The organism is Xanthomonas graminis pv. graminis, assembly GCF_030168915.1.
Lineage (GTDB): Bacteria > Pseudomonadota > Gammaproteobacteria > Xanthomonadales > Xanthomonadaceae > Xanthomonas_A > Xanthomonas_A translucens.
The window spans coordinates 2,775,886-2,792,124 of sequence record NZ_CP076255.1; the positions used below are offsets into that span (position 1 = coordinate 2,775,886).

Here is a 16,239-nt window from a genome sequence, read left to right on the forward strand (position 1 = left end):
TCACCGGGACATAAACACAAGCGGTTTTCCCTTAATAATCCATAACCTGCCTGCACTTCCTAGTGTCAGCCGGCAGAAAAACCCCGCAAGTCATCGCGTTCGGCCATCCGCGACAACCAGGCCGCGCCCACCGCCGTGCCGGCCTGCAATTGCACTTCGCGCCCCGCGTCATGCAGCGCCAGCGCGACGACCAGGTCGGCCGGCGGCAGCAGATCGCCGCCGCGTTCGGGCCACTCCACCAGCCACAACGTCGCCGCGGCTTCGTCCAGCCCCAGGAAATCCAGCTCGCCGGCAGCGCCGATGCGGTACAGGTCCAGGTGCCAGGCTTCGCCATCGGCCAGCGGATAGCGCTCGACCAGGGTGTAGGTCGGGCTGCGGATCGCGCCCTGCACGCCCAGCGCGCGCAGCAGCGCCCGTGCCAGGGTCGATTTGCCGGCCCCCAGATCGCCGCGCAGGTGCACCGTCGCCTGCGCCGGGCGGGTGGCGGCCAGCGCCTGGCCGAGGCGCTCGGTGGCGTCGCTGTGTTCCAGGTAGAGCCGCATCATGGCCTAGCTTCCGGATTGGCCAGCTGGCGCAGCGCGGGCAGCAGGTCGGATGGCAGCAGGCCGCGCTGGCCTTCGGCGGCGGCGCGATCGCCGGCCGCCGCATGCAGCAGCGCACCGACGCTGGCCGCCTCGAAGGCGGCCAGGCCTTGCGCACGCAGCGCCGCGATCACCCCGGTCAGCAGGTCGCCCATGCCGCCGACCGCCATGCCCGGATTGCCGGCAGCGATCACCCGCGGGACCTGTCCCGGCGCGGCGACGATGCTGCCGGCGCCTTTCAGCACCACCGCCGCCTGGTAGCGCTCGGCCAGCGCCGCAGCGGCGGCGAAACGGTCGCGCTGCACCTCGGCGGTGGCGAGGCCGAGCAGGCGCCCGGCCTCGCCCGGATGCGGAGTCAGCACCGCGTCCGGCAGCGCACACGGCGCCTGCGCCAGCAGGTTCAACGCATCGGCGTCGATCACCAACGGCAGCTCGGCCGCCAGTGCCAGCCGCCACAGCCCTTGCGCCCATTCGTCCTGACCCAGTCCCGGACCGAGCGCGACCACGCTGGCCCTGCGCAACAGCGGTGCCAGTGCGGCGCCGTCCTCGACCGCATGCGTCATCGCCTCCGGACACCGCGCCAGCAGCGGCGCGACATGCGCGGCGCGCGTGGCCACGCTGACCAGGCCGGCACCGCTACGCAATGCCGCTTCGGCAGCGAGCATGACCGCACCGCCGCTGCCGAAATTGCCGCCGATGCACAGCACATGCCCGGAATCGCCCTTGTGGCTGTCGCGCCGGCGCGGCGCCAGGCGCGCGGCCAGCGCCGCGCCGGTCCAGGCCTGCGCCTGCGCCACACAGCCGTCGAATGCGGCGGCCGGCACCTCCAGCGTCGCCAGCGCGGTAGCGCCGACCTGGTTCAGCGCCGCCCCGGTGTACAACCCGGCGTGGGCGACGATGAATTGCACGGTCAGCGTCGCTGGCAATACCGCGCCGGGCACGCTGCCGTGTTCGGCATCCACGCCGCTGGGCACGTCCAGCGCCAGCACCGGCGCGCCGAGTCCGCCAAGCGCGCCGAGCAAGGCGGACAGTTCGGCGTCGGGCGCGCGATTGAGGCCAATGCCGAGCAACGCATCGACGACCACGTCGGCCGCTTCCAGCGCCGCATCGAACACCTCGATGCGGCCGCCGACGCCGATGTAGTCGGTGCAGGCGCGCTGCGCCAACGCCGATTGTGGGCCGGACAACTGCAACACGCGCACGCGGCGCCCGGCGCAATGCGCAAGCCGTGCCAACACATAGCCGTCGCCGCCGTTGTTGCCGCTGCCGCAGGCCACCAGGATGCGCTGCGCCTGCGGCCAATGCTGCAGCAGCACTTGCCAGGCGGCCTGGCCGGCGCGCTGCATCAGGGTATAGCTATCGCCGCCCAGCAAGGCCGTGGCCTGCGCATCAATGCGCCGCGCGGCGGCGGTGTCGTAGAGATCGAACGAGTCGGACATGCGCGAGATTCTATACTTGCGCCATGTCCAGCAGCGCCGCCCACGCCGACCCCCATGCCGCCGCCGCGCGCATCCGCACGCTGGCGCGCGAGTTCGGCTTCCAGCGCTGCGGCATCGCCGGGATCGAACTGCAACAGGACGAAGCGCATCTGCGCGACTGGCTGGCGCAAGGCCTGTACGGCACGATGCAATGGATGGCGCAGCACGGCGACAAGCGCGCGCGTCCGGCCGAATTGATTCCAGGCACGCTGCGGGTGATCTCGGTCGGACTGGACTACGGGCGCAACGACGACGATTCGGCCTGGGACACGCTGCGCGACGGCGAGCGCGCCTACGTCGCCCGCTACGCGCTGGGCCGCGACTACCACAAGCTGATGCGCAACCGCCTGCAGAAGCTGGCCGAGCGCATCCAGGCTGAGATCGGCCGGTTCGGCCATCGCGTCTTCGTCGATTCGGCGCCAGTGCTGGAGCGCGCCCTGGCGCGCGATGCCGGCCTGGGCTGGATCGGCAAGCATACCTGCCTGATCGACCGCAACGGCGGCTCCTGGTTCTTCCTCGGCGAGATCTACGTCGATCTGCCGCTGCCGATCGATCCGCCGGCCAGCGCGCACTGCGGCACCTGCAGGCGCTGCATCGACGTGTGCCCGACCCAGGCAATCGTCGCCCCGTACCGGTTGGACGCGCGCCGCTGCATCGCCTATCTGACCATCGAGCACGACGGCGCGATTCCCGAAGAACTGCGCCCGGCGATCGGCAACCGCATCTTCGGCTGCGACGACTGCCAGTTGGTGTGTCCCTGGAACAAGTTCGCCAAGCGCAGCGACGAACCCGACTTCCGCGCCCGCAACGATCTCGACCGGGCCACGCTGGCGCAGCTGTTCGCCTGGGACGAGGACGAGTTCCTGCGCCGCACCGAAGGCAGCGCGATCCGCCGCAGCGGCCACGAGCGCTGGCTACGCAACCTGGCGGTGGCGCTGGGCAACGCACCGACCACGCCGCAGGTGCTGGCCGCGCTCGGCGCGCGCGCGCAGCATGCCTCGCCGCTGGTGCGCGAGCACGTGCAATGGGCGCTGGCGCAGCATGCCGGGCAGACCGGCGCGGACAACGCAGCAGCGCCGCCACCGCCCGCTCACGGCGGCATGCGAGGATAGGCGCCCGCACGCCCACGCACCGCCCGCATGCCCGATCGCGACGACCAGATCCTCAGCCCCAGCCAGCTCAACACGCTGGCGCGCGACCTGCTGGAAAGCGCGTTCCCGCTGGCCTGGGTGGAAGGCGAGCTGGGCAACGTCACCCGGCCCTCGTCCGGCCATCTGTACTTCACCTTGAAGGACGCGCGCGCGCAGGTGCGCTGCGCGATGTTCAAGCCGAAGAGCCAATGGCTGAAGTTCGTTCCGCGCGAAGGCCTGCGCGTGCTCGCCCGCGGCCGGCTGACCCTGTACGAGGCGCGCGGCGACTACCAACTGGTGCTGGATCACCTGGAGGAAGCCGGCGAAGGCGCGCTGCGCCGCGCGTTCGAGGAACTCAAGGCCAGGCTCGCCGCCGAGGGCCTGTTCGCCAGCGAGCGCAAGCGTGCCCTGCCCGCCTTCGTGCGCCGCCTGGCGGTGATCACCTCGCCCAGCGGCGCAGCGGTGCGCGACGTGCTGAGCGTGCTCGGCCGGCGCCTGCCGCTGCTGCAGGTGGACATCCTGCCGAGCCTGGTGCAAGGCGACAGCGCCGCTGCGCAGCTGACCTCGCTGCTGCAGCGTGCCGATGCCAGCGGCCGCTACGACGCGATCCTGCTGACCCGCGGCGGCGGCTCGCTGGAAGACCTGTGGGCGTTCAACGACGAACGCCTGGCGCGGGCGATCGCCGCCGCGGCCACGCCGGTGGTGTCGGCGGTCGGCCACGAGACCGACGTGACCCTGGCCGACTTCGCCGCCGATCTGCGCGCGCCGACCCCCTCGGTCGCGGCGGAACTGCTCGCCCCCGACCAGCGCGACCTCGCCGTGCGCCTGCGCGGCCAGCACGCGCGGCTGCTGCAGTGGCAGCAGCACCGCCTGCGCCAGGCGATGCAACGCGCCGACCGCGCCTTGCTGCGGCTGCAGGCGCAAAGTCCGCAGGCGCAACTGCAATTGCTGAAGCGCCGCCAGCAGGATGCGGCGCGCCGGCTGCTGGCGGTGTGGCGCCAGCAGCACGAACGCCGAGGCGCGCGCCTGCGCCATGCCGCCGCGGTCCTGCGCGCGGCCCAGCCGCAACGGCGCCTGGCCGCACTGCATGAGCGCCTGCTCGCGCTCGGCCGGCGCCCGCAGGCCGCGATGGCGCGGCAACTGCAGGCCGACACGCAGCGCCTGCGCGCACTGGCCCGCGCGCTGGAGACGGTCAGCCCGCTGGCCACGGTGACCCGCGGCTACGCGATCCTGAGCCGGATCGACGACGGCACGCTGGTGCGCTCGACCGCGCAGCTCGCACCAGGCGACCGCCTGCGCGCACGGCTTGCCGATGGCGAGGTGACGCTGCGTACAGAATGAATGCGGTACACCTATACGCCGTCACGCATGGTCACCGCATCCGCATGTCGCCGCCCACCTCCAACGAACAACGTATCAAGGCGGTGCTGCATGGCATGCGCCGTGCCGAGCGCGCCAGGGCCGGCCAACTGGCGCGCTCGAACAACCTGTTGTCCCTGATCGACGGCGCCACCTACGGCTCCACTGCAGACGCGCAGCGCGTGATCGACTGGCTGGCGCGCGATGCGGACACGCTGGCGCACTTGCGCAAGGAGCACCTACTCGATGTCGGCGAGATGATCTGCGTGATCTGGAACGGCTGCGGCGGCGACGGTGCCGCGGTGTCGCAGTGGCTCAACAGCCGCCACACGCAGCTCGGCGGGCATACGCCGCGCCAGCTGCTGATGGACGGCGCCAGCGCGCGACTGCTCGATGCGGCCCGCGCCTGCTTCGCCGGTTAGCGGCGCCGCGCCGCGCGTGCACGCAGACCGGCAGGCGGTTCAGTCCAGCGGCGCGACGACCAACAACGGATCCAGGTCGTAGCCCATCGCCGTTGCCCTGGCCTTGATCTGCTCGAACAGCGCACGCGGCATCCGCGGCGAACGCGACAGCACCCACAGGTACTTGCGGTCCGGCTCGCCGATCAGCACCCACTGATACTCCGGATCCAGCGCGATCACCCAGTAATCGGCCCACACCAGCGGCACCCAGGCCAGCCAATCCGGCGCGAACCGCACCTGCAGCCGCCCGGGATGGCCCGCCACCCGGCGCGCCACGCCCTCGGCGGCAAGCAGGTCGCCCTTGCCGGTGCGGCAGACATTGCGCACGCCCACCAACCCGTCGTCGCGCAGCACGTAGGCGGCGGTGATGTCGGCGACGCACTTCTTCTGGAACGACACCGGCAGGTGCGCGATTTCGTGCCATTGCCCGGCGTAGCGGCCAAGATCGAACTCGGCGACCGAGCGCACCGGCTGCGCGGCCCGCGCCTGCTGCGCCAGGCACAGCAGGCAGGCCAGCAGCACCGCGATCGATGGATGACGCATGCGAGCGGTCCTGCAAAAAAGATGAAGACCAGCCTTATGCAGCAGCGACGCGGCGATGTAAAGCGCAGCCTTGGCGCAGGTCTCTGGCCAACGGCCGCTGCGGCGGGATGCCGTGACAGCCGACGGCCTGGCCGTTACGACAGGCCAACATGACGCAAGCGAAGCAAGCTGCGGATGGACCATACCGGGCGAAGCGCGGCGGCAATGCATGCAATGCAGCGGACCCGGCTACGCGGCACCGGGCGCAAGAGGCTTCGCCCGTTGCCACGGGCGGCAATCGCCGAAATAATGAGGAGACCGCCAGCGCGCCAGGCCGACGCTTGCTAGTTGGACAAGTGGGCCACGGCAAGATCCTTGCCCTGGTTGCCGCCAGTGCATTCCACCGGCTCGCGCAGGATGACCTGCTGGGCGACACCGTCGCGCTGCTCCAGGTACACGTTGACCATCACGCACTCGGAGCCGACCTGCTCAATATATGGAGCGCCTGGATTGGGGCCGCCCTGATAGGAATCGGCATCCGGCTTGCTCGCCGTCGGCGCGGCGCTGGCGCCAGCGGCCACCGCCAATGAAAGGGCTAGTACACATCCCCGTGTGAAGTCCCTGTGCATTAGCCCACTCCCGGATTAACCATGTGCTAATGATTACGACATCCGCGCCGCATAGTTGAGCGCTACATCCCTGTAAAACCCAAATTCATGCTCTTGTCTACGAACGTGGACATGGCCACGGCCGCCAGCGATAGCATGAACAGGCCAGCCAGGATGCGGAAATCGGCACACAATGCGTTAACGGCGATGGCCCGTCACAGTTCCGGCATCCCGTTCACGCATGGCGGCGCCGGGGGCACGGATCGGTGCAAATTCGCTGCAAGCCGAAAAGCAGAAAAGGCTCTACATCGCTGCAGAGCCTTGCCTATATATGGTGGCCGAGGACGGAATCGAACCGCCGACACGGGGATTTTCAATCCCCTGCTCTACCAACTGAGCTACTCGGCCACTGCGCAACGCGGCAGGACCGGTGCGGGGACGCGCATCATAGCGATGCGCTCGGGATTGGGCAAGTGTGGCATTGCGGATTTTCCCTACCGGCCGGCATGGCTTGCACCGACTGCGCCAGGCGGCCCCGCCGCGCACGCTGATGGCGTTCTCGGCGGCCTGGTACATGCACGGGCACGGATGCCCCTGGCGATGGTCGTGGGCCAGGCCGCGCGAAGCGGCCAGCGCATCGTCGTAGCCGCTGCGCCGATGACGTTGTCGGCACAGGCGTCCGATCCGGGCAGCTGACCAGCGCCGGCATCGGTGTGTCCCGCGGGTCGGTCGCGCCCCACAGGCCTCGGACACTGCCGACCCACGGGAAGGCAAGGTGAATGGGGCGCGGAGGCCGGCGCGGTCGCGCAGCAGCGCGCGCGAACTCGGTGCGGGCGGCTGGGCCGGACACAGCTGCGGCGACAGGACCTCGGCGACAGGATGCCGCGGCCTGGCTGGACAGGCGCAAACCGCAGCTGGACGGCAGCGCGGGCGCGCATGTCCAGCTGGGCGCTGGCCACACGCTGGGTACGCTGGCGCCGTAGTATTCTTCGCCGGTCTTCACGTCCTGGAATCCGGTCATGCGTCAGCGGCTCCGCCTCGGCTTGCTCGTGTTGTGCACTGCGCTGCTGGCCGCCTGCGGCGACGGCATGGTGCGGCGCGTGTCCGACCCCGCGGCCAGCCTGCAGCAAGTCACGGTCAACATGGACGGCAGCTGGAAGGTGGAACTGCGTCTGCAGAACTACAGCAGCATTCCGATGCGCTACGACCGCGTGCGCCTGGACCTGGGCGTGGGCGGCGAAGCCGCCGGGACCCTGCAGCTTGCGCCCGCGATCTCGATCGGACCGGAAACCGCGGACGTGGTCAGCATCGCGCTACGCCCGAGTTCGGCCGCCCGCATCGCCGTCGCCGATGCGCTGGCCGGCCGCCGCAGCCTCGACTACACGCTCAAGGGCAGCATCGACGCCACGCCGGAAGAGAAGAAGCAGCGCAACTTCGAGATCGACACGCGCAACATGCTCACCCCTGCCCCGGGCCTGGACGGCGTCCTGCGCTAGCCGCAAGGCTGCATCGCCACCCTGGACCTGCGGGTCGGCGACGACGCCCAGGCGGGCAGCGCGCGGCTGGCGCTGGTGCGCGACGACGCGATGTGGATCTACGGCTATTTCGAGGAAACAGAGCTGCCGCGGGTGCACGTCGGCGATCGCGCCGACATCCGCCTGATCAGCGGCGGGGTGCTGCTGCACGGCACGGTCGAGGGCATCGCCGACAGCGACAACCCGACCAGCGCCTCGCTACTCGCCGACGTCAGCCCCACCTTCAACTGGATCCGCCTGGCGCAGCGGGTGCCGGTGCGGGTGCGCATCGATCCGGCCAGCGTCCCACCGAATACGATCCTGGCCGCCGGCATGACCGCGACAGTGACGGTGCATGGGGGGCCGTGATTGCGGATTGGGAATTCGCAAAAGCCAACGGCGAGCCTCAGACCCATCCACACCGCGCGACGGCCGTTACGAATCCCCAATCCCCAATCCCCGCCCCACATCCATACGCCGTAGTATCCTGCGCACCTCGGCCGCGCCGCGGCCCCTGTCCGAGCGACCGCATGAGCACCTACCAAGCCCCGCTGACCGACCTGCGCTTCGCGCTGCACGACGTGCTGCAGGTGGAGGCGCTGTTCGCCCGCCTGGGCTATGCCGAGGCCACCGCCGACGTGGTCGACGCCGTGCTGGAGGAAGCCGCGCGCTTCACCGGCACGGTGCTGGCGCCGCTGAACCGGGTCGGCGACGAGCATGGCTGCACGCTGGACGCGGCCACCGGCGCAGTCACCACCGCGCCCGGTTTCCGTGAGGCCTACCGGCAGTTCGCCGAGGGCGGCTGGACCGGGCTGACCGCAGCCACCGAATTCGGCGGCCAGGGCCTGCCGCATACGCTGGGCGTGCCGCTCAACGAAATGGTCAACGCGGCCAACCTGGCCTGGGGCAACTTCCCGCTGCTGTCGCATGGCGCGGTCGAGGCGCTGAAGCAGCACGGCGAGGCCTGGCAGCAGGAGGTCTTCCTGAAGCCGCTGGTGGATGGCCGCTGGACCGGCACCATGTGCCTGACCGAGCCGCACTGCGGCACCGACCTGGGCCTGCTCAAGACCCGCGCCGACGCCAACGCCGACGGCAGTTGGTCGGTCAGCGGCACCAAGATCTTCATTACCGCCGGCGAGCACGACTTCACCGACAACATCGTGCACCTGGTGCTGGCGCGGTTGCCGGATGCGCCGGCTGGGGCCAAGGGCATCTCGCTGCTGGTGGTGCCCAAGTTCAAGGTCGCCCGCGACGGCAGCGTCGGCGCGCGCAACGCGGTGCGCTGCGGCTCGCTGGAGCACAAGATGGGCATCCACGGCTCGGCCACCTGCGTGATGCACTTCGACGGCGCGCAGGGCTACCTGGTCGGCCAGCCGCACAAGGGCCTGCAGGCCATGTTTACGATGATGAACACGGCGCGGCTGGGCGTGGGCCTGCAAGGCATCGGCCTGTCCGAGCGCGCCTATCAGAACGCCCTGCGCTATGCGCGCGAACGCCTGCAGTCGCGCTCGCTGACCGGCGCCAAGCTGCCGGACAAGCCGGCCGACCCGATCCTGGTGCATCCGGACGTGCGCCGCATGCTGCTGACGGTGAAGGCACTGACGGAAGGCAGCCGCCTGCTGGCGCTGCATGCCGCGACCCTCATCGATATCGCCCACCACGCGCAGGATCCGGCCGAGCGCGAGCAGGCCGACGTGCTGGTCAGTTTCCTGACCCCGATCTCCAAGGCCTGCCAGACCGAATGGGGCGTGGAGAACACCTACCACGCGCTGCAGTGCTTCGGCGGCCACGGCTACATCCACGAACACGGCATGGAACAGCTGGCGCGCGACGCGCGCATCACCACCTTGTACGAAGGCACCACCGGCATCCAGGCGCTGGACCTGATCGGACGCAAGACCGCGTCCAGCCAGGGCGCGGGACTGAAGCTGTTCCTGGCGCAGATCGAGGCCTTCGCCGCCGAGCATGCGGACAACCCGGCGCTGGCCGAGTTCATCGGCCCGCTGCGCGCGAAGGCCGGCGAATGGGCGGCGCTGACCAAGCGCATCCTGCAGCGCGCCGCCGGCAACGCCGACGAGCTGGGTGCGGCCAGCTACGACTATGTGTTCTATTCCGGCTACGTGGTGCTGGCCTACTGGTGGGCGCGCAGCGTCGCCGCCGCGGATGCATCGGCGCACAGCGAGACGTTCAAGCAGTCCAAGCGCGAGACCGCGCGCTTCTACTACGCCAAGCTCCTGCCGCGCACGCTGACCCACGCCGCGGTGATCGAGGCCGGTGCCGAACCGCTGATGGCGATGTCCGACGCGCACTTCTGAGCAGCGCGCGCGGCGCGACCGGCGGCGCAACGCGCCGGTCGCGCGGATCCGTCCTGCTTCGATACACAAATCGTCAACAATCGGGTATAAGCTGTTTTCCCGATGGAGACAGACACAACAACGCTTGGTCTGATCGATACCGGAGCCTTCGCCGCTTCGGCCGGCGACGCGTCGTTGCCGCCGTCCCCTGTTCACGCCCACCTGCCTTCGGTGCGACTGCTGTCGCTGGATGCGCATGGCCGGGTGCTGGACTGGATCAACTGGCAATCGGCCGCCTGCCTGTATGCGCGCGGCGCGGTGGCCTGGACGTTGGGCGAGCCGTGCATGCACATCCACGGCGGCATGTCGCGCGCCAGCGGCGAGCGCAGCGTGCTGCACCTGCATCCGATCATCGCCGCGCGCGGCCATGCCCGCTCGCGCGCACTCGATCCCACACCGACCTTGACCAATACCGCGCTGTTCGCCCGCGACGCGCAGCTGTGCCTGTACTGCGGCCAGCAGTTCAGCCGTCCGCACCTGACCCGCGATCATGTCATGCCGGTGTCCAAGGGCGGCCGCGACACCTGGGAAAACGTGGTCACCGCCTGTTTCCACTGCAATTCGCGCAAGGGCAACCGCACCCCGCAGCAGGCGTCGATGCCGCTGCTGGCGGTGCCGTACCGGCCGAGCTGGATCGAGCACCTGATCCTGTCCAACCGCAACATCCTCGCCGACCAGATGTCGTTCCTGAAGGCGCAATTGCCCAAGCGCTCGAAGCTGTGGCTCTGAACCGCACGCCGCCGCGCACTGCGACGGATTGCCGCACCTCCCTTCCAGCCTGGCCCGCGCCCGTGCGCAACTGAACGGGTTGCTTGCCCGTGCCCGGAATGGGGAGGAAAATGGACGGTCCGCTGAACCCGAATCCCGATGATCGACCCCACCCGCTATCCGCGCCTTGCGCGCATCCAGATCCCCGCCGAACTGCGCCGCTTCGAGGAGTCGGAACTGCCGGCGATCGCGGAGGAACTGCGCGCCTACCTGATCGAGTGCGTCGGCAAGAGCGGCGGCCATTTCGGCGCCGGGCTGGGCGTGATCGAGCTCACCGTGGCCCTGCACTATCTGTACGACACCCCGGTTGATCGATTGGTGTGGGATGTCGGCCATCAGACCTATCCGCACAAGATCCTGACCGGGCGCCGCGACCAGATCCATTCGGTCAAGCAGGCCGGCGGCGTGGCGCCGTTTCCCAAGCGCGAGGAGAGCGAGTACGACACCTTCGGCGTCGGCCATTCCTCGACCTCGATCTCCGCGGCGCTGGGCATGGCCATCGCGCTGCAACGCGCCGGCGACGAGCGCAAGGTGGTGGCGGTGATCGGCGACGGCGCGATGACCGCCGGCATGGCCTACGAGGCGCTGAATCACGCCGGCGGCATGGACCCGGAACCGAACCTGCTGGTGATCCTCAACGACAACCGCATGTCGATCTCCGAAGCGGTCGGCGGGGTCACCAAGATGCTCGGGCGGATGAGCGGCAGCAAGACCCTCAATGCGATCCGCGAGGGCGGCAAGAAGATCCTCGGCGACAAGAAGAGCAATCCCACCGCGCGTTTCGTGCGCCGCTGGGAGGAGCATTGGAAGGGCATGTTCGTGCCGTCCACGCTGTTCGAGGAGATGGGCTTCCACTACACCGGGCCGATCGACGGCCACGACCTGCCGGCGCTGATCGGCGCGCTGAAGACCCTGCAGACACTGAAGGGTGCGCAGTTGCTGCACGTGATCACCACCAAGGGCAAGGGCTACGAGCTGGCCGAGGGCGACCAGATCGGCTACCACGCGGTCGGCCCGTTCGATCCCAGCAAGGGCCTGGTGTCCAAGCCGGGCGCCAAGGCGCCGACCTATACCGACGTGTTCGGCGACTGGATCTGCGACATGGCCGCGGCCGAACCGGCGCTGCTGGCGATCACCCCGGCAATGCGCGAAGGCTCGGGCCTGGTGCGCTTCAGCAAGGAATACCCGCAGCGCTACTTCGACGTGGCGATCGCCGAGCAGCATGCGGTGACGCTGGCGGCGGGCATGGCCACGCAGGGCGCCAAGCCGGTGGTGGCGATCTACTCGACCTTCCTGCAACGCGGCTACGACCAGTTGGTGCACGACGTGGCGGTGCAGCAGCTCGATGTGCTGTTCGCGATCGACCGCGGCGGGGTGGTCGGCCCCGACGGCGCCACCCATGCCGGCAACCTGGACTTGAGCTTCCTGCGCTGCGTGCCGCACCTGGTACTGATGGCCCCGGCCGACGAAGCCGAGTGCCGGCAAATGCTCAGCACCGGCCTGCAGCACGCCGGCCCGGCCGCGGTGCGCTATCCACGCGGCACCGGTCCCGGCGTGGCGCCCGGCACCGCCCTGGACACGCTGCCGATCGGCAAGGCGCAACTGCGCTTCCAGGGCGCCACGCTGGCGCTGCTGGCATTCGGATCGACCGTGGCCGCGGCCGAACAGGTCGGCCGCGAGCTGGGACTGAGCGTGGTCAACATGCGCTTCGTCAAGCCGCTGGATCGTGCGCTGCTGCTCGAGCTTGCGCGCAGCCACGACGGCTTCGTGACCATCGAGGACAACGTGGTGGCGGGCGGCGCCGGCTCCGGCGTGGCCGAACTGCTCAATGCCGAAGGCGTGCTGCGCCCGCTGCTGCACCTGGGCCTGCCCGACGCGTTCCAGCACCATGCCAGCCGCGAGCAGTTGCTGGCCGAAGCCGGCATCGACGCCGCCGGCATCCATACTGCGATCCTGGCGCGCTGGCCGCAACTGGCGGCCGGCGCCAATCCGCCGCGCACCGCGGCCGGCTGAGCGCAATCCGCGTTGGTGGTGCGGCATGTGCGGCGTCGCCGGGCTATCGGCGCGCCGCACATCGCGGGATGTTCAGCCTGCCAGCTTGGGCAGGTACGCGACCAGCGGATCGGTGGCGGGCAGCAATTCGAAACGTTCCCACAGGAAGCCAGGGGTCACCACGCAGCGCACCAGGCTGTAGTCGTCCAGCGGCCGTGCCGCCTGCCAGCTGCCGGCCGGGATTACCACCGACGGCAGGCCGCCGCGCTCGCTGGCGTCCATCCGGTAGCGCTGCAGGCCATGCTGCGGATCGAAGCTCAGCAAGTCCAGCGCGCCGCCCTCCTCCCATTGCCAGGTTTCGTCGGCATCGATCCGGTGCCAATCGCTGTACTCGCCGCGCACCAGCAGGAAGCGGATCGCAGTGCAGGCCGGGCGCGTGGTGCCTTCGTGCTGGACCTGCAACGCGGAGGTGTGCACGCGCGCATAGCGCCCGCCTTCCGGGTGCGGCAGCAGCGACAGGTCGCGCAGCAAGGTGGCGATGCGAATGGACGATTTCGTAGACATGGCGCAGTTTAGGGCCTGGCGGCCGGCTTGGGCTAGAGCACCCACGCGTCCGCCGCCCTGGCGCTCGATGCGCGCCGGCGGCAGCCGGCCAACCGCGGCTGGCTAGCCGAGGCGCCGGCCGTTGCGCAGGCAGACCCCGAAGAACACCAGCAGGTCCCAGCTGTAGCGCTTGAGCAGGCGCCGCGGCTCGCGCAACAGGCGGTACATCCACTCCATGTGCAAGCGGCGCACCCAGGCCGGCGCGCGCTGGGCGTTGCCGGACAGGAAATCCAGCAGCGCGCCGACCCCGAACAGCAAGCGCGCATCCAGCTGCGTGGCATGCTCGAGGATCCAGCTTTCCTGCAGCGGATTGCCGAACGCCACCAGCACCACGTCGGCGCCGCTGGCGTTGATACGCTCGGCCAGAGCGGCCCCCGCGGCGGCGAACTCGGCATAGCCGTCGCAGGTCCCGACCACGTCCTGGCCCAGCGTCTGGCGCAGCGTCTGCGCGGCGGCCTGGGCCACGCCCGGACGCCCGCCGAGCAGGAAGAAGCGCAGCGGCCGCCGGCTGTGCCGGCACAGGTACGGAATCAGGTCGGTGCCATTGAGGTTGCCGGCGAAGCGGCGGCGATGCACCAGCAGCGCGCCCAGGTCCATGCCAATGCCGTCGTTGACGATGCGCACGCCCGGCGCGCGCAACCCCGCGCGCAGCGCCTGGCACTGCACCACGAAATTGGTGTTGGCGAAGAACACCAGGCGCTGCTCGCCATGCGCCTGCGCCTGGAACAGCGCATCGGCGAATGCCGCTTCGGTGGTGCGCAGGATCGGATAGCCGCCCAGCGCCATCACCTCCCGGGGTTCGGCTTGCGGGTTACCAGAGGTCATGAGGGAAACTGTCCAACAGGCCGCGTTGCACGGCGTTCAAATCGAATGGGCGGTTGCCGCCCAGGGCCAGGCACTCCTCCACGCTGTGACCGGCATGCCACTGCATGCGCCCGGTGCCGTGGTAGTAGTCGTCGTACTTGAACCGATCCTCGCCGTTGCCCCATTCCAGGTACACCGACGGCACGCCGTAGGCTTCGGCCAGGATCAGGCCGTGCAAGGAACTGGACACCACCAGTTCCGCGCACAGCAATTGCCGCACGAACCCGGCCGGCTGACGGTTCGGCAGCACCAGCTGGTCCTTGTAGCGCACATATTTGTCCGACGGCTCGTTGAAGTGCGGCACGATCAGGAACGGCTGCCGCGTGGACGGCGGCTCCAACGCTTCGCGCGGGAAGAACAGCGGCATCAGCAGCCCGGGGTCGCCGTAGATCTCCGGCACGTCCAGGCCGCGCTCGCGCAGGAAGGCGCGGGTCCTGGGACCGCGCACGGCGCGCACGTCGAGCGTGCGGAAGGTATGGCGGTCGGCGGGGATCTTGCCGTTGACGCCACTGCCCCACACCGTGTCGCCATCGCTGGCGAAATGCAGCACCGAGCCGATCGCGATCAGGCGCTTGCGCTTGTCGCGCTTGTCCAGCAGGGTCCGGTCGCGCTGCCCCAGCACGTTGGACACGATGATCTTGGACAGGTGATCGCCGACGTTGATCTCCCCGTTCTTCGGCTTCCACCAGAACAACGCGCGGCGCTCCGCGTAATCGATCCATTTTTGCAATGCGGACAATGCAACATCCTCCTGTTGGTGCGCGCATGGCGCTCGACGGCGAATCGGTTCTGGTCAGGCGGCATCGCCTGCGAAAAGCCGGGTTTCCGGATACGCCGACGGATCCAGGACGCGGTCGGTGGTTTCGGACCAGCTCAGGCATTGGCGGTGGCGCACGTGCGGCGCGTGCAGCGCTTTCCCGATCGCCGCGACGATCGAAGCCTCGTCGCCCGGCGTATAGCCGAAGCGCGACTGGTAGCTGCCCACCACCGCGTTCGGGCACACCGCCGGCAGGCCGAAGAAATCGTACTGCAGCAGCTTCATGGAGCTGTCGGCCAGATACACCGGCACCTGCTCGGAGGCATACGGCGCGATGCCGAAGCGCGCGTGCTTGATGTAGCCGATGGTCTCGGCGTGCTTCATTTCGCCGTACACCACCACGTTGTCGCCGTAGCCCGGCGCGCGGCCCATGCCCGAGCCGATCACGTGGAAAGTCACCTGCGGGAAGGCGCGGCTGGCGACGACGAAGAATTCCGGATCGAACAGCATCGAGCCGACCGCCACCGCATGGATGCCCTCCCCGTACGGCGACGGATCGCCGAGCGTATCCAGGTTGTGGTCCACCCCATGCCCGACATGGAACACGTTGTGGCGGCTGGAAATCTCCTCGGCCATCGCCGGCGACACCAGCGCGATCACGTCCAGGCTCGGCGCCACGCGCGCGAACTCGCGCTCGATGTAGTCGGCGACGTTGATCGTGCTCAGGCCGTCGGAAGCGCGGTAGACCTTGCGTGCGGTCGGGTTGATGCGCGCCGCCAGTTCGATGAAGGCCACCGCGATGCCGCTTTCGAACACGATCACGTCCGCCTCGCGCATCCAGCGCAGCAGCGTGGCCGGCGGCTTGGCCGCGTACAGCTTGAACATCAGGTCTTCCAGCGGCCGCAGCCAGCGCCGCCGCGTGTTGAACGGGTGCAGCGGCGCGCGCCACAGGTAGCACTCCACGCCGTTGTGCTCGACCACGCTGTTGGCGGTGGCGTCCAGCGGCAGCCGCAGGTCGCCCTTGAGCCGCGACAGCAGGCTGTAGCGCAACGAGAAGAAGCGCGTGGTGCCGCGCTTGGCCAGCTCGTCGGCGATGAAGTGGATATTGGCGCGGCGCGGCGTGCGGTAATCGTGCGCGGACAGCACCAGGTAGCACGGCGGACGTCCGGCGAGGGCCGCTGCCGGTGCCGCGGCGAGCGTCGCTGACGCGGAAGAATCACTCATGCCATTGCTCCTTTGCGGGAAGGG

16 protein-coding genes and 1 tRNA gene are annotated in these 16,239 nt (G+C 69.5%); 8 read left to right on the forward strand and 9 right to left on the reverse strand.

Annotated elements, in window-relative coordinates; all coding sequences use genetic code 11:
• Positions 1-65 precede the first annotated feature (65 nt).
• Positions 66-545 (reverse strand): tRNA (adenosine(37)-N6)-threonylcarbamoyltransferase complex ATPase subunit type 1 TsaE, encoded by a 480-nt coding sequence (gene tsaE / locus KHF85_RS12000; protein ID WP_284566842.1) that lies wholly within the window; start codon positions 543-545, stop codon positions 66-68.
• Positions 542-2,020, reverse strand: coding sequence for an NAD(P)H-hydrate dehydratase (locus KHF85_RS12005; RefSeq protein ID WP_284566843.1), 1,479 nt, complete (start codon positions 2,018-2,020; stop codon positions 542-544). The genes tsaE and KHF85_RS12005 overlap by 4 nt, the downstream gene beginning before the upstream one ends.
• Before the next feature lie 23 nt (positions 2,021-2,043).
• Here KHF85_RS12005 and queG point away from each other — a divergent pair, with 23 nt between their 5' ends.
• From queG to KHF85_RS12020, 3 genes are read left to right on the forward strand one after another with little or no spacing between them, the layout of a single operon-like run.
• Positions 2,044-3,171 carry a tRNA epoxyqueuosine(34) reductase QueG gene (gene queG, locus KHF85_RS12010; RefSeq protein ID WP_284566844.1) on the forward strand — a complete coding sequence of 376 codons (1,128 nt, stop codon included), beginning with the start codon at positions 2,044-2,046 and terminating at the stop codon, positions 3,169-3,171.
• Positions 3,172-3,198: 27 nt separating this feature from the next.
• The gene (xseA, locus tag KHF85_RS12015; RefSeq protein WP_284566845.1) at positions 3,199-4,530 is read left to right on the forward strand and encodes an exodeoxyribonuclease VII large subunit; all 1,332 of its coding nucleotides are present in this window, start codon (positions 3,199-3,201) and stop codon (positions 4,528-4,530) included.
• Between the two features lie 44 nt (positions 4,531-4,574).
• Positions 4,575-4,970 (forward strand): antitoxin Xre/MbcA/ParS toxin-binding domain-containing protein, encoded by a 396-nt coding sequence (locus tag KHF85_RS12020; protein ID WP_284566846.1) that lies wholly within the window; start codon positions 4,575-4,577, stop codon positions 4,968-4,970.
• Positions 4,971-5,009: 39 nt separating this feature from the next.
• On the opposite strand, the gene KHF85_RS12025 is transcribed toward KHF85_RS12020, so the two are convergent.
• The 3 genes from KHF85_RS12025 to KHF85_RS12035 form a co-directional block, all read right to left on the reverse strand.
• Entirely contained in the window at positions 5,010-5,552 is a 543-nt protein-coding gene (locus KHF85_RS12025; protein ID WP_284566847.1) for a lipocalin family protein, read from the reverse strand.
• Positions 5,553-5,875: 323 nt separating this feature from the next.
• Positions 5,876-6,112, reverse strand: a complete 237-nt coding sequence (locus KHF85_RS12030) for a hypothetical protein (RefSeq protein ID WP_284569542.1) — start codon at positions 6,110-6,112, stop codon at positions 5,876-5,878.
• Between the two features lie 359 nt (positions 6,113-6,471).
• Positions 6,472-6,547: transfer RNA gene (locus KHF85_RS12035), tRNA-Phe, on the reverse strand.
• Positions 6,548-7,158: 611 nt separating this feature from the next.
• On the opposite strand from KHF85_RS12035, the gene KHF85_RS12040 reads away from it, so the two are divergent.
• The 5 genes from KHF85_RS12040 (at position 7,159) to dxs (ending at position 12,788) form a co-directional block, all read left to right on the forward strand.
• Positions 7,159-7,635, forward strand: coding sequence for an LEA/WHy family protein (locus KHF85_RS12040; protein ID WP_284566848.1), 477 nt, complete (start codon positions 7,159-7,161; stop codon positions 7,633-7,635).
• A 66-nt stretch (positions 7,636-7,701) separates the two neighbouring features.
• The gene (locus KHF85_RS12045) at positions 7,702-8,022 is read left to right on the forward strand and encodes an HlyD family secretion protein (protein ID WP_284569543.1); all 321 of its coding nucleotides are present in this window, start codon (positions 7,702-7,704) and stop codon (positions 8,020-8,022) included.
• A 161-nt stretch (positions 8,023-8,183) separates the two neighbouring features.
• Complete coding sequence (locus tag KHF85_RS12050; RefSeq protein WP_284566849.1) at positions 8,184-9,968, forward strand: acyl-CoA dehydrogenase C-terminal domain-containing protein; 1,785 nt, start codon at positions 8,184-8,186, stop codon at positions 9,966-9,968.
• A 102-nt stretch (positions 9,969-10,070) separates the two neighbouring features.
• Entirely contained in the window at positions 10,071-10,736 is a 666-nt protein-coding gene (locus tag KHF85_RS12055) for an HNH endonuclease (protein ID WP_284566850.1), read from the forward strand.
• Positions 10,737-10,874: 138 nt separating this feature from the next.
• Positions 10,875-12,788 carry a 1-deoxy-D-xylulose-5-phosphate synthase gene (gene dxs, locus KHF85_RS12060; protein ID WP_284566851.1) on the forward strand — a complete coding sequence of 638 codons (1,914 nt, stop codon included), beginning with the start codon at positions 10,875-10,877 and terminating at the stop codon, positions 12,786-12,788.
• A 72-nt stretch (positions 12,789-12,860) separates the two neighbouring features.
• Here dxs and KHF85_RS12065 read toward each other — a convergent pair whose 3' ends face one another.
• The 4 genes from KHF85_RS12065 to KHF85_RS12080 all read right to left on the reverse strand — a co-directional run bounded on the left by KHF85_RS12065 (position 12,861) and on the right by KHF85_RS12080 (position 16,215).
• A complete protein-coding gene (locus tag KHF85_RS12065; RefSeq protein WP_284566852.1) occupies positions 12,861-13,331 on the reverse strand; it encodes a cupin domain-containing protein in 471 nt (156 codons plus the stop codon).
• A 102-nt stretch (positions 13,332-13,433) separates the two neighbouring features.
• Positions 13,434-14,195, reverse strand: coding sequence for a WecB/TagA/CpsF family glycosyltransferase (locus KHF85_RS12070; protein ID WP_284566853.1), 762 nt, complete (start codon positions 14,193-14,195; stop codon positions 13,434-13,436).
• A complete protein-coding gene (locus KHF85_RS12075) occupies positions 14,182-14,973 on the reverse strand; it encodes a polysaccharide pyruvyl transferase family protein (protein ID WP_081004817.1) in 792 nt (263 codons plus the stop codon). Before KHF85_RS12075 ends, KHF85_RS12070 begins: the two co-directional genes overlap by 14 nt.
• Positions 14,974-15,027: 54 nt before the next feature.
• Positions 15,028-16,215 (reverse strand): GumK N-terminal domain-containing glycosyltransferase, encoded by a 1,188-nt coding sequence (locus KHF85_RS12080; protein WP_074375757.1) that lies wholly within the window; start codon positions 16,213-16,215, stop codon positions 15,028-15,030.
• Positions 16,216-16,239: the final 24 nt, after the last annotated feature.